We start from the raw sequence: 12,867 nt of genomic DNA, 5'->3' as shown, positions 1-12,867 counted from the left end.
TCTCCAGAGGTGCCGAAAATCGCTGGATGTGCAGATTAGAACTTCGCTCTCGCCATTGCACTACCCGCAGGTAATTTCCTGGACATGTAGCCGAGGAAAATAAGCCCCGAGAGGTATCAAAAGGGATATCAGGGCCGGCGACTGTCCATCGGAGGGGCCGTGATGATCACCGGAGGGTGCCGGCGCGCTGCCAGTGTGTACAGGACACCGGTCGACGCGTACACCGCGGCCACCCCGAGCAGCACCGCCGGCGAGCGGCCGTCGTCGGGCAGCCCGAGCGCCGCGACCGCGGCCGCGCCCACGAAGGCGACGTTGAACAGCACGTCGTACACGGAGAACACCCGGCCCCGGTACGCGTCGTCGACCGTGGTCTGCACGATCGTGTCCACGCCGATCTTGGCGCCCTGCGAGGTCAGCCCGAGCAGGAACGCGCCCACCACCATCGGCGCGAACGCGAACGGCAGGCCGAGCGCGGTCTGACACACCGCCCCCGCGAGCGCGCACGTGCCGATCCAGGCCGCGACGCCGATCCGGGTGGTGATCGCGGGCGTGGCCACGGCCGCGACGAAGAAGCCGAGCGCGGAGACGGTGACCGTGATTCCGAAGGTGGCCAGTCCGCCGTCGGGGTCGCTCGGATCGTTGAACGTGTTGCGGCAGAGCAACACGGTCATCACGGTGAGCACGCCGTAGCAGAACCGCATCGCGGTGATCGCCGCCAACGCGTGCGCGGGCGCCCGACGCCGCCACACGTGCGTCGCGCCCTCGCGCAGCCCGCGCGCCACCGAACGCAGCGCCTGGCCCACCCCGGGCAACACCCGGTCCGGGTCGGGCCCGAGCAGATCGGCCGGCATCGTGGCCGCGACCGCCGCCGAGCCCAGGTACAGCAGCCCGGACACCACGATCACCAGCGCGGTCGCCCCGGAGCCCTCGGCCAGGAACGTGTGCACGAGCACCGCCGCCCCGCCGCCGATCGCCGCCGCGACCGTCCCGGCCGTGGGCGACACCGAGTTCGCGGTCACCAACTGCTCGGCCGGCACCACCCGCGGCAGCGACGCGGACAGCCCGGCGAGCACGAACCGGTTCACCGAGAGCACCGCGAGCGCCGCCGCGTAGAAGACCGGGTCCGGCACCCCGAGCAGCACCAGGCCCGCGGTCGTCGCGACCAGCACCGCCCGCAGCAGGTTGCACAGCACCAGCACCTGCCGGCGCCGCCACCGGTCGAGCAGCACCCCGGTGAACGGTCCGACCAGCGAATAGGGCAGCAGCAGGACCGCGAATGCGGTCGCGATGTCCGCCGCCGAGGTCTGCTTCTCCGGCGAGAAGAACGCCTGGCCCGCGATGGCGACCTGGAAGGCCCCGTCGGACAGCTGTGAGGTCAGCCGGGTGGCGAAGAGCCGACGGAAGTCGCGCAGCTTCAGCAGCGAGCGCAGATCACGGATGAGGGCCACGGCGCCCACCGTAGCCGGCGGCCGGTCCGCGGCCGGAAACGGCACCCGGCTCCGGCGGGTACGCCGAAGGCCCGGCTCCTGGACGGGAGCCGGGCCTTCGATTGCCCGGGTGCGTGCACCACGAGGGTGCGCGTCGGGCGGAGCGGGTCAGCGCTCGATGTCGCCCTTGATGAAGGACTCGACGGCGTTGCGGGCCTCGTCGTCGAAGTACTGCACCGGCGGGGACTTCATGAAGTACGAGGACGCCGACAGGATCGGGCCACCGATGCCGCGGTCCTTGGCGATCTTCGCGGCGCGCACGGCGTCGATGATGACACCGGCCGAGTTCGGCGAGTCCCAGACCTCGAGCTTGTACTCCAGGTTCAGCGGGACGTCACCGAAGGCGCGACCCTCGAGGCGCACGTACGCCCACTTGCGGTCGTCGAGCCACGCGACGTAGTCCGACGGGCCGATGTGCACGTTGTCCGCGCCGAGGTCACGGTCGACCTGCGAGGTGACGGACTGCGTCTTGGAGATCTTCTTCGACTCCAGGCGCTCGCGCTCCAACATGTTCTTGAAGTCCATGTTGCCGCCGACGTTGAGCTGCATGGTGCGCTCCAGCAGGACACCGCGGTCCTCGAAGAGCTTCGCCATCACGCGGTGCGTGATCGTGGCGCCCACCTGCGACTTGATGTCGTCGCCGACGATCGGCACGCCCGCCTCGGTGAACTTGTCCGCCCACTCCTTGGTCCCGGCGATGAAGACCGGGAGAGCGTTGACGAACGCGACCTTGGCGTCGATGGCGCACTGGGCGTAGAACTTGGCCGCGTCCTCGGAGCCCACCGGGAGGTAGCAGACGAGGACGTCGACGGCCTGGTCCTTGAGGACCTTGACCACGTCGACGGGGGCCTCGGGCGACTCCTCGATGGTCTCGCGGTAGTACTTGCCGAGACCGTCCAGGGTGTGACCACGCTGCACGGTGACACCCGACGGCGGCACGTCGCAGATCTTGATCGTGTTGTTCTCGCTGGCACCGATGGCGTCCGTGAGGTCGAAGCCGACCTTCTTGGCGTCCACATCGAAAGCGGCCACGAACTCGACGTCACGCACGTGATACTCGCCGAACTGCACGTGCATCAGGCCGGGGACGCGGCTGTTCGGGTCGGCGTCCTTGTAGTACTCGACGCCCTGCACCAGCGAAGCGGCGCAGTTGCCCACGCCGACGATGGCTACGCGAACCGAACCCATTCCGGTTGCTCCCTGTGATCTCGACGAAGCCGCCATGAACCGGCGACCTCAGTTGTTGGATGCGGACGGGTCCGAGGCCACGTCCTGGGTGGGGGTCCGAAGTCGGTCGGCGTCCTTCGACGCGTCGACCGGTGCCTCGGGTCCGGCGGCGTCCGGAGTGGCTCCGGCGTGCCGCTCGGCGGTGATGAGCTCGTTCAGCCAGCGCACTTCGCGCTCGACCGACTCCAAGCCGTGTCGCTGCAACTCGAGGGTGTATCCGTCGAGCTTCTCCCGCGTCCGGGTCAGCGACCCGCGCACCCGGTCGAGGCGTTCCTCGAGCCGGCTGCGCCGACCCTCGAGGATACGCATGCGCACCTCGTGGTCGGTTCGACCGAAGAAGGCGAAGTGCACGCCGAAGTTCTCGTCCTCCCAGGCCGAGGGCCCGGACTCGGACAGCAGTTCTTGGAAGTGCTCCTTGCCCTGTGCCGTCAGCTGGTAGACGATCCGGGACCGCTTGCTGCCGGCGAGTGCCGTCACCTCCGGAACCTCCTCCGCGAGCCAGCCCCGTTCCAGCAGGGACTTCAGGCACGGGTAGAGGGTGCCGTAGGCGATGGCACGGAACGAGCCGAGCACGGTGTTGAGCCGCTTGCGCAGTTCGTAACCGTGCATGGGGGAGTCGTGCAGCAGGCCGAGGATCGCGAATTCGAGGACGCCACCGCGCCTGCTCATCGCCTTCCTCCATCCACTGCGGACCGGACCGGACGTGGATCCTCCGCGACCGTGGGATACGGTCGCAGCCGACCTTCGTCCGGCCGGGGCTCCTGTCGCCCCCGGCTCGATGTACCGGCCCGATGTATCGAACCGATACATCGAGACGATAGGTCTCCTTGCCGTGTGGTGGCAAGGCGGTCGCCGGTGACTCGGGTCACAGGCAGGTCACAGTGAGGTCGCGAAAGCGGTTCCGCGTAGTCTGTTCCGCCGTGTGGAACCTCAAGCCCCGCTTCCTGCGGAACCGCCCCCCGCGCGTGTGCGTCCTGGGGAGCGGAGAGCCACGACCCGTGCGTCCGACCTCCGCGTCGTACGGCCGAGGAGTAGCGAACGCATGAGTGAACATCGCCGTAGATCACAGCAACCGCGCCCCGAGGGGCGCGGTGACTCGTATTCGGGGGGCGCGGGTGCTGCCGGGGGCGGGACGCCACCCGGCGGCTCGTCGCTGCCCGCCGGACCCGGGGGAGGCGACGAGGAGCGCCCGCTCTCGCGCGTGGAGGCCCGACAGGCCGCCCGTTCGGGTGGTCGGCGCGCCGCCAACGGCGCCGCGTCCGGCGGCCGATCGCGAGCGGAGGCCGGCCCGCCCCGGAAGAAGCGGTTCATCGACTACCCGAGGTACGGCAAGACCGGCGTACGCCGCTGGTTGCCGTCCTTCAAGCAGATCCTGGCGATGATCCTGTTCTTCCTCGCGTCGATCATGGGCCTGGCGGCCCTGGCGTACGCGATGGTCAAGGTGCCGGACCCGAACGCGAACACGACCTACCAGTCGAACATCTACTACTACGCCGACGGGAAGACCGAGATCGGTCGGACCGGGCAGGTCAACCGGCAGAACGTGACGGTCGACCAGATCCCCAAGCATGTACAGCGGGCCGTGATCGCGGCCGAGAACCGGTCGTTCTACAGCGACTCGGGCGTCTCGCCGAAGGGCTTGCTGCGGGCCGGGGTCACCATGGTCAAGGGCGGCGACACGCAGGGTGGTTCGACCATCACCCAGCAGTACGTCAAGAACACCTACCTGACCCAGGAACGGACCTTCAAGCGCAAGTTCAGCGAGATCTTCATCGCGCTCAAGGTCGACCGGCAGATGCGCAAGGACGACATCCTCGTCGGCTACCTCAACACCGCCTTCTACGGCCGCAACGCGTACGGCATCCAGGCCGCCGCCCAGGCCTACTACGGCAAGAACGTCGGCGAGCTGAACGTGGCCGAGGGCGCGTATCTGGCGACCCTGCTCAACGCGCCGGGCATCTACGACGTGATCGAGTTCCCCGGCCAGATCGACAAGGTCAAGGGGCGCTGGGCCTACGCGCTGGACGGCATGGTCAAGGAGGGCTGGCTGACCAAGGCGGAACGGGACACGCTCCAGTTCCCGATGCCGATCAAGCCCAAGCCGGCCACGAACAAGGCCGGTCAGGCCGGATACCTGATGAAGGTGACCGACCAGTACCTCAAGGCCAACAACGTGATCCCGGAGGCCAACCTGGCGCGGGGCGGCTATCGCATCGTCACCACGTTCGAGAAGCCCAAGCAGGACGCGGCGGTCGCGGCGGTCAAGGACCAGTTGACCTCCGAACTCAAGCCGGAGAAGAACGAGGCGGATCGCTACATCCGCACCGGTCTGGCCTCGGTGGTGCCCGGCGACGGGGCGGTGGTCGCACTGTACGGCGGCCCGGACTTCGTGCAGCAGGAGTACAACGACGCGGTCAGACAGGACATCCAGGCCGGTTCGACGTTCAAGCTGTTCGTACTCGCGGCGGCTCTGCGTGACGGCGGGGCGGACGGGAAACCGATCGGCCCGGACAGCATGTACAACGGTGACAGCAAGATTCCGATCAAGCTGCAGAACGGTCAGGTCTTCAAGGACGACAAGTCCGGCAAGGAGTACCTGGCGCCGAACGAGGGTGACGTCGACTACGGTCCGGTCCCGATCACCAGAGCGATGGAGAAGTCGGTGAACACCGTCTTCCTCCAACTCGCCGCCGATGTCGGTCCGGAGAAGGTCAAGAAGGCCGCGATCGACGCCGGTCTGCCGCCGAACCTGACCTCGTTCGAGCCGACCCCGACGATGGCGCTCGGTGTCGCGCCGCCGAGCGCGCTGGACATGGCAGAGGCGTACGCCACGTTCGCCGCCCGCGGCCTGCACGCGGATCCGTACTTCGTCAGGGAGGTCACCCACGATGGCTCGAAGGTCGACCTGCCCAAGCGCGAGCCGAAGCAGCTCTTCGACAAGAACGTCGCGGACACCGTCAACCAGGTCATGCAGCGGGTCGTGGACAACCCGCCGCTCAACGACGGCACCGGACGGGCGGCGAAGGCGCTGTCCCGGCAGGTGGCCGGTAAGACCGGTACCACGGACGGCAACAACTCCGCGTGGTTCGTCGGCTATACGCCCAACCTGGCCACGTCGGTGGCGCTGTTCCGGGAGGACCCGAACACGCACGCCCGCCTGTCCCTCAAGGGACTCGGCGGTCGTGACTCCGTGCACGGTGGTGACATCCCCACGCTGGTGTGGACCGCGTACATGAAGAGCGCGGTGCAGGGCATGCCCTCGGCCGACTTCGCGACGCCCGGCGAGAAGTACGAGGACAGGGACAAGGTGACGATCCCGCCGACCACCGCGCCGCCGACGACGCGCACACCGACGACGCCGCCGCCCTCCAGCGTGCCGCCGACCTCGCCGGCAGTGCCGACCACCACCGCACCCGGCGGCCCGCAGGGCGGCGGCACGGGTGACCCCGGGGGTGGCGGCCACACCACCAAGCCGCCGGCCACCAGTACCAAGCCATCGAGCACGGATCCGCCCGGAGGCTCACAGGGCGGCCCCCGAGGCGGTGGCGGAGCCAACGGCTTCATCATCGGTGGCCGGGGCGGCTGACCGATGGAAGTGCGGCACCCGCACTAGCCTTACGCGTGCCCCATCGCTTCGGCGGTGGGGCACGCGTTGTCGTATCCGGCCGGCGAGGGCAGCTTCCTCGGGGAGCGCGAGAGGATGGGCGCCATGACGCCGACATCGACCGAACCCGTCCTGCCCACGCGGGACGACCCCGTGGTCCGGGCGGGCAGCGAACTCGTCGGCGGACCGGCCGGCCGCCGGATCCGGTTCGTGCCGAACCGGTGGTGGACCCCCGTCCGGGTGCTCGTGCTGCTCGCGGTGGTCTGCTTCGCGCTGGGGATCATGCAGAAGAAGCCCTGCTACGACGGCGGCTGGTTCTCCGGCACCACGCAGTACTCGCACGCCTGCTACAGCGACATGCCGCATCTGTACGTCAATCGTGGTCTCGCGGACGGGAAGATCCCGTACTTCCAGGAGACCGGCGACAAGGACATGAGGTTCCTGGAGTACCCGGTCATCACCGGTGGGGTGATGGCCTTCGCCGGGACCGTGGCACGGGCGGCCGGGGACATCACCGGGGGCGATCTCCGGGACGAGCAGCTGTGGTTCGTGATGATCAACGCGTTGATCATGATGGCCTGCGCCGTGGTGACCGTGATCGCGGTCAAGGGCACCTCCGGACGTCGCCCCTGGGACGCCGCGATGGTGGCGTGTGCGCCCGCGTTGGCTTTGAACGGGCTGATCAACTGGGACCTGGTCGCGGTCGCGCTGACGGCGGTGGCGATGTGGTCGTGGGCGCGGCGCAACGTGGTGGTCGCCGGCGTGCTGATCGGCCTGGCGACCGCGGCCAAGCTGTATCCGGTGCTGTTGCTGGCCCCGCTGTTCCTGTTGTGTCTGCGCTCGGGCCGGATGTCGGCCTTCGCCAGGACCGCGGCGGCGGCGACGGTGTCCTGGCTGGTGGTGAACCTGCCGGTGATGGCGGACTTCGACGGCGGGCTGCACATCCGCGAGGGCTGGAAACTCTTCTACACGTTCAGCCAGGACCGCCCCGCCGACTACGGCTCGCTGTGGTTGATCATCCAGCAGCGCGACGGTCGACCACTGGAACACCTGAACACCTACGTCACGCTCAGCCTGGTGCTGTGCTGTCTGGCGATCGCCGCGCTGGCGATGTACGCACCGCGCCGACCGCGGTTCGCCCAACTGGTGTTCCTGATCGTGGCCGCCTTCATCCTGACCAACAAGGTCTATTCGCCGCAGTACGTGCTGTGGCTGATCCCGCTGGCGGTGCTCGCCCGGCCGCGCTGGCGGGACTTCCTGATCTGGCAGGCGTGCGAGGTGACGTACTTCATCGGTGTGTGGATGTACATCGCCTCGTTCTCCGGCAAGGGCCTGTCGCAGAACGCGTACCACGTGGTGATCCTGCTGCACCTGCTCGGCACCGCGTACCTGTGCCTGGTGGTGGTGCGCGACATCCTGCGCCCGGACCGGGACCCGGTGCGCGCGGACGGCGGCGACGACCCCTCGGGCGGGGTGCTCGACCGGGCGCCGGACGTCTTCGTGCCGACCTCGGTCCTGGCCCGCATGCAGGGCTGAACATGTCGAAGCGGCCCCGGTCGCGGCGGGCGAACCGCCGCGACCGGGGCCGCTTTCTTCTTTGTCCGATCGGCCTTCGCCGTTCGGCACTGCGTCGTTCGGCGCTGCGTTGTTCGGGCCGGCGCCGCGTTGTTCGGGTCAGCGCAGGGCGATCCGGTCGAAGTGCGTCGTGGTGTGCCGCAGCGCGGCCTCCAGCTCGTCGCCGGGCTTGGGCGGGGCCACGTCGTTGGCCAGGAACAGCAGGCTGACCTGCATGTGCGGCGGCTCGGCGAACCAGCGCTGCTTGCCCGCCCAGGTGAACGGGGACAACGAGCGGTTGACGGTGGCCAGGCCGGCCCGGGCGACGCCCTTGGCTCGCGGCATCACCCCGCGCACGGTCTTGGGGGCCTCCAGGCCCACCCCCTGGGCGGTGCCGCCGCTGACCACCACCAGGTGTCCGTCACTGGGCGCCTTGCGCTGGCGGTAGCCGAACCGCTCGCCGCGCGCGATCCGCACCACGTCCAGCACGGTGCCCCGACTGGCCAGCGCGTCGTGGTCGCCCAGCCACAGGTCGGTGCCGATCCGCGGCCGGAACTCGGTGTCCGGGTGCCGTTCGCGCAGCGCCGCGAGCTCGGGCGCGGTGAGGTGGCTGACGTACATCGTGCGCACCGGCAGCCGGGCCGCGCGCAGTCGCTCGACCCAGCCCACCACCTCGGCCACCGGGTCGTAGCCGTCCGGGTGGTCCAGCGGCAGGTGCAGCGAGAAGCCCTCCAGGCGCACGTCGTCCATCCCGGTGCGGAGCTTGACCAACTCCTCCTCGGTGACCCCGTCGCGCTTCATCGTGGTCATGCACGCGACCACCACCCGGCAGCCCACCAGGTCCCGGGCGGCCTGCACCGAGGAGACCGTGCGGATGGTGCGATCCGGCAGCGGGACCGCCTCCTCGCCGCGCAGGTACGGCGTGAGCACCAGGACCTTGCCGTCGAAGTGGTCCTTGACCACCGCGGCCTCGTACGTGGTCCCCACGGCCACGGTGTCCACGCACATCCGGGCGGCCTCCTCGGCCAGCCTGGGATTGGTGAACCCGTACCCGTTGCCCTTCATCACCGGTACGAGACCGGGGAACGTGTCGCGTACCTCGTCCTGGTGCTTGCGCCAGCGGGCGGCATCGACGTAGAGCGTGAGCGACATGGGCGTTTCGGGGCCTTCCGTGTGCGGGACTTGCCCTTGGGAACGCAGGGCGGAGGCGGGGAACACACGACGCCGGTTGCGTCGCGACGAGCACGTATCAAGCCGACGACACAGGTGCCGCCGGTGTTGCGTCAGCGACGTGACATGTACATGTCCAGTGCCTTGTGCAGCATCTTGTTGAGCGGGAAGTCCCACTCGCCGAGATACTCGACGGCCTGACCACCGGTGCCGAGCTTGAACTGGATGAGCCCGAAGAGGTGGTCGTTCTCGTCCAGCGTGTCGCTGATGCCGCGCAGGTCGTAGGCCGAGGCGCCGAGCGCGTACGCGTCCCGCAACATCCGCCACTGGATCGCGTTCGAGGGCCGGACCTCGCGCTTGTGGTTGGCCGATGCGCCGTACGAGTACCAGACGTGGTCGCCGACGGTGACCATCGTGGTGGAGGCGAGCACCTCGCCCTCGTGCTTGGCCAGATACAGCCGCATGCGCTCGGGGTCCTCGGCGTTGAGCGCCTTCCACATGCCCTGGAAGTAGGCCAACGGCCGCGGGGTGAAGTGGTCGCGTACCGCGGTGACCTTGTAGACCTCGTGGAAGACGGGCAGGTCGTCGTAGCCGCCCTGGACCACGTCCACGCCGGCCTTGGTGGCTTTCTTGATGTTGCGTCGCCACAGCTGGTTGAAGCCCGCGTGCACGTCGTCCAGGCTGCGTCGGACCAGCGGCACCTGGAACACGTAGCGCGGCTGCACGTCGCCGAAACCGGCCCCGCCCGACGCGTCCTGCTGCCAACCCAGGCCGCGCAGTTGCCGCTCCAACTCGGCGCCCCGGTCGTCGGTCCAGTCCGGGGTCAGATCGCGCAGCCGGTTCGCCGACTTGGCCGCGATCGCCTTCTTGATCGTGTCCGCCTCCCAGCGGGCGATCACCACCGGCGGGCCCATCTTGACCGAGAACGAGCCGCGGCTCTTGAGGTGCGCGAGCATCGGGTCGAGCCACTTGCGCAGGTCGCCGTCGAACCAGTCGATGACCGGGCCCTCCGGCATGTACGCGAGATAGCGCTTTATCTTCGGCAGTTGCCGGTACAGCACGAGTGCCGCGCCCACGACGGCGCCCGACTCGTCGATCCAACCGATGCTCTCGGATCGCCACTCACTCTTCACCGCGCCCCACGAAGGGCACTGAAGAAAGCTCACGGAGGGCCTGCCCTTGATGAAGGCGAGGTGCTCCTCGGCGGTGAGCGTCCTCAGGCGCAAAGACATGTAAGAGCTCCTCGAAATCGGTTCGGCCGTGACAGAGGTTACTGCGCCTTTGGGCGCTATGGATCGTGCCCGGCGACCCGAGTCGGACCGTACGAGGACGAGGCGGACCTTACCTGTCGAAACGGGTGCTCCCGCGGGCTCGCGCCCGACCCGGACGCGCACTCGACTCGGCCCGCCGGTTTCCTGTCCGGCGGGCCGAGTCGGTCGGGCGCGTGCGCGGGTGGAGCAGGTAAGGCAGGTGGGGCGGGTGGAGCCGTCAGTACAGTCCGCCGTGGAACATGTTCATGAACAGGGCCACGGCGGACACGCCGAGCGCGACTATCGTGACCACCCGTTCACCCGTGGTCGCGGAGAACATCTGGCTGACCAGGCCGGTCACCACACCCGCGAGCGCGGTCCACGCGCCCAGGATGTGCATGTTCTCGAAGATCGCGCAGATGCCCCCCACCAGCGCGAACAGCACCACCGTGGCCACCAGCGCGTTCTCCCGCGGATGGGCACGGCCGTCGGAGTTGAGGGTCAGCCGGGGTCGATGCGCTCCCGCGGTGGCCGCGGTTCCCGTACGGCGGATCGTATGTGCCATCACGCACCTCCGGTGAGTGACTGCGGGGCGGACGTTTTGTCCGTATAAACATCCCCCGCGGTGGCCGGCGTCATGCTCGGATTTCAAGACTGTGACCGGGGCCGGGTACGCTGTACCGTCCGCTGCACTCTCGGCACCCCCGTGTGTTCACGAATCGGGGCCGCCTTGGCGTGGCGGCATTACGCAAGCCCTCCTGCCACGGAGATTCCGTGGCCGATCAGTCCACAGGAGGTGGGTGTTCACATGCGTAGCTACGAACTCATGGTCATCCTCGACGCGGACCTCGAAGAGCGCGCGGTCACGCCGCTGCTCGAGCAGTTCCTCAATGTCATCCGCAACGACGGTGGCAAGGTCGAGAAGATCGACACGTGGGGCCGTCGCCGGCTCTCGTACGAGATCAAGAAGAAGTCCGAGGGCATCTACGCCGTCGTGGACCTGGCCGCGGAGCCCGCGACCGTCAAGGAACTCGACCGTCAGATGAACCTCAACGAGTCGGTGCTGCGGACCAAGGTCCTGCGCCCCGACCAGCGCTAGTCCGAGCTCGCGCGCACCACCAACCGCACCGCACGTCGAAACGCAGCACTGCGCTGAAATCAGCGAAGGGGTCAGCATGGCAGGCGAGACCATCATCACTGTTGTCGGAAACCTGACTGCCGACCCGGAACTGCGCTTCACGCCCAGCGGTGCCGCTGTCGCGAACTTCACCGTGGCGTCCACGCCGCGCACGTTCGACCGTCAGACGAACGAGTGGAAGGACGGCGAAGCGCTGTTCCTTCGTTGTTCGGCCTGGAAGCAGCTGGCGGAGAACGTCGCGGAATCCCTCCAGCGCGGCACGGGCGTCATCGTCCAGGGCCGGCTGAAGCAGCGGTCCTACGAGACCAAAGAGGGCGAGAAGCGCACCGTCGTGGAGCTTGAGGTCGACGAGATCGGCCCGACCCTGAAGTGGGCCACCGCCAAGATCACCAAGACCAGCCGCGGAGGCGGCGGTCAGGGTGGGTACGGCGGCGGTCAGCAGCAGGGCGGCGGCGGTTACGGCGGTCAGCAGGGCGGCGGACAGCAGGGCGGCGGTGGCTACGGCGGCCGTCCCCAGCAGGGCGGTGGCGCACCCGCCGACGACCCGTGGGCCACTCCCGCAGGGGGCGGCCAGCAGCAGGGCGGCGGCGGCGCGGGGGGCTGGGGTCCCCCGCCGGGCGGCTACTCGGACGAACCCCCCTTCTAGGCCGCACGGCCGAGGGATCGGTTCGCACCCCGAGCTGAAGACTTCTGAAACGATCTGGAGAGCACAATGGCGAAGGCGCCTGCGCGCAAGCCTAAGAAGAAGGTCTGCGTGTTCTGCAAGGAGAAGATCTCCTATGTGGACTACAAGGACACCAACCTGCTGCGGAAGTTCATCTCCGACCGCGGGAAGATCCGCGCTCGTCGCGTGACCGGTAACTGCACGCAGCACCAGCGTGACGTCGCCGTGGCTGTCAAGAACAGCCGCGAGATGGCGCTGCTGCCGTACACCAGCACTGCTCGCTGAGAAAGGGTGATCTTGTCATGAAGCTCATCCTCACCCACGAGGTGACCGGTCTCGGTGAGCCCGGCGACATCATCGAGGTCAAGGACGGCTACGGCCGCAACTACCTCATCCCGCGCGGCTACGCGATTCGCTGGAGCCGTGGCGGCGAGAAGGACGTGGCGGCCATCCGTCGCGCCCGCAAGGTCCGCGAGATCCGTACGCTCGACCAGGCCGCCGAGGTCAAGGGTCAGCTCGCGGGTCTCAAGGTGACGCTCCAGACGCGCGCCGGCGAGACGGGCCGACTCTTCGGCTCGGTCACCGTCGCGGACGTCGTGTCGGCCATCAAGGCCGCCGGCGGTCCGGACATCGACAAGCGTCGCGTCGAGATCGGCACGCCGATCAAGACCGTCGGGTCGCACCGCATCACGGTCCGCCTCCACCAGGAGGTTTCGGCCGCGCTCGACCTCGACGTCGTGCCTGCCTGACCTGAAGCACCCGAACGGCCCGAC

General features: G+C 68.6%; 12 protein-coding genes. 6 read left to right on the top strand and 6 right to left on the bottom strand.

Features of this window, described 5'->3' with window-relative positions:
* Positions 1 to 128: 128 nt before the first annotated feature.
* The 3 genes from ACZOOI_RS14070 to ACZOOI_RS14060 all read right to left on the bottom strand — a co-directional run bounded on the left by ACZOOI_RS14070 (position 129) and on the right by ACZOOI_RS14060 (position 3,383).
* Positions 129 to 1,448 (bottom strand): MFS transporter, encoded by a 1,320-nt coding sequence (locus ACZOOI_RS14070; RefSeq protein ID WP_465280969.1) that lies wholly within the window; start codon positions 1,446 to 1,448, stop codon positions 129 to 131.
* 147 nt (positions 1,449 to 1,595) lie between these two features.
* The gene (locus ACZOOI_RS14065) at positions 1,596 to 2,675 is read right to left on the bottom strand and encodes an inositol-3-phosphate synthase (RefSeq protein WP_020557165.1); all 1,080 of its coding nucleotides are present in this window, start codon (positions 2,673 to 2,675) and stop codon (positions 1,596 to 1,598) included.
* Positions 2,676 to 2,723: 48 nt separating this feature from the next.
* On the bottom strand, positions 2,724 to 3,383 hold the full coding sequence (locus ACZOOI_RS14060; protein ID WP_391587245.1) for a PadR family transcriptional regulator: 660 nt from the start codon (positions 3,381 to 3,383) through the stop codon (positions 2,724 to 2,726).
* 532 nt (positions 3,384 to 3,915) lie between these two features.
* Here ACZOOI_RS14060 and ACZOOI_RS14055 point away from each other — a divergent pair.
* Together ACZOOI_RS14055 and ACZOOI_RS14050 are read left to right on the top strand one after the other, a co-directional pair.
* The gene (locus ACZOOI_RS14055) at positions 3,916 to 6,300 is read left to right on the top strand and encodes a transglycosylase domain-containing protein (protein WP_465280968.1); all 2,385 of its coding nucleotides are present in this window, start codon (positions 3,916 to 3,918) and stop codon (positions 6,298 to 6,300) included.
* A gap of 114 nt (positions 6,301 to 6,414) precedes the next feature.
* Complete coding sequence (locus tag ACZOOI_RS14050; RefSeq protein WP_465281188.1) at positions 6,415 to 7,854, top strand: glycosyltransferase family 87 protein; 1,440 nt, start codon at positions 6,415 to 6,417, stop codon at positions 7,852 to 7,854.
* A gap of 138 nt (positions 7,855 to 7,992) precedes the next feature.
* Here ACZOOI_RS14050 and ACZOOI_RS14045 read toward each other — a convergent pair whose 3' ends face one another.
* From ACZOOI_RS14045 to ACZOOI_RS14035, 3 genes are all read right to left on the bottom strand, one after another.
* The gene (locus ACZOOI_RS14045; RefSeq protein ID WP_465280967.1) at positions 7,993 to 9,024 is read right to left on the bottom strand and encodes an alanine racemase; all 1,032 of its coding nucleotides are present in this window, start codon (positions 9,022 to 9,024) and stop codon (positions 7,993 to 7,995) included.
* Positions 9,025 to 9,155: 131 nt separating this feature from the next.
* Positions 9,156 to 10,274, bottom strand: a complete 1,119-nt coding sequence (locus ACZOOI_RS14040) for a lipid II:glycine glycyltransferase FemX (protein ID WP_026219593.1) — start codon at positions 10,272 to 10,274, stop codon at positions 9,156 to 9,158.
* 256 nt (positions 10,275 to 10,530) lie between these two features.
* Positions 10,531 to 10,857: a hypothetical protein gene (locus ACZOOI_RS14035; RefSeq protein WP_465280966.1), complete on the bottom strand. Its 327-nt coding sequence runs from the start codon at positions 10,855 to 10,857 to the stop codon at positions 10,531 to 10,533.
* Positions 10,858 to 11,100: 243 nt separating this feature from the next.
* On the opposite strand from ACZOOI_RS14035, the gene rpsF reads away from it, so the two are divergent.
* The 4 genes from rpsF to rplI all read left to right on the top strand — a co-directional run bounded on the left by rpsF (position 11,101) and on the right by rplI (position 12,843).
* Positions 11,101 to 11,391, top strand: a complete 291-nt coding sequence (gene rpsF, locus ACZOOI_RS14030; RefSeq protein ID WP_020557172.1) for a 30S ribosomal protein S6 — start codon at positions 11,101 to 11,103, stop codon at positions 11,389 to 11,391.
* 76 nt (positions 11,392 to 11,467) lie between these two features.
* Complete coding sequence (locus ACZOOI_RS14025) at positions 11,468 to 12,076, top strand: single-stranded DNA-binding protein (RefSeq protein ID WP_020557173.1); 609 nt, start codon at positions 11,468 to 11,470, stop codon at positions 12,074 to 12,076.
* 66 nt (positions 12,077 to 12,142) lie between these two features.
* Positions 12,143 to 12,379, top strand: coding sequence for a 30S ribosomal protein S18 (rpsR, locus tag ACZOOI_RS14020; RefSeq protein WP_020557174.1), 237 nt, complete (start codon positions 12,143 to 12,145; stop codon positions 12,377 to 12,379).
* A gap of 17 nt (positions 12,380 to 12,396) precedes the next feature.
* Complete coding sequence (gene rplI, locus ACZOOI_RS14015) at positions 12,397 to 12,843, top strand: 50S ribosomal protein L9 (RefSeq protein ID WP_020557175.1); 447 nt, start codon at positions 12,397 to 12,399, stop codon at positions 12,841 to 12,843.
* Positions 12,844 to 12,867 lie beyond the last annotated feature (24 nt).

It is taken from the genome of Embleya sp. L77, from assembly GCF_055557415.1.
The sequence above is the reverse complement of the archived record's forward strand: the minus strand, read 5'-3'. Positions and strand labels throughout refer to the sequence as shown.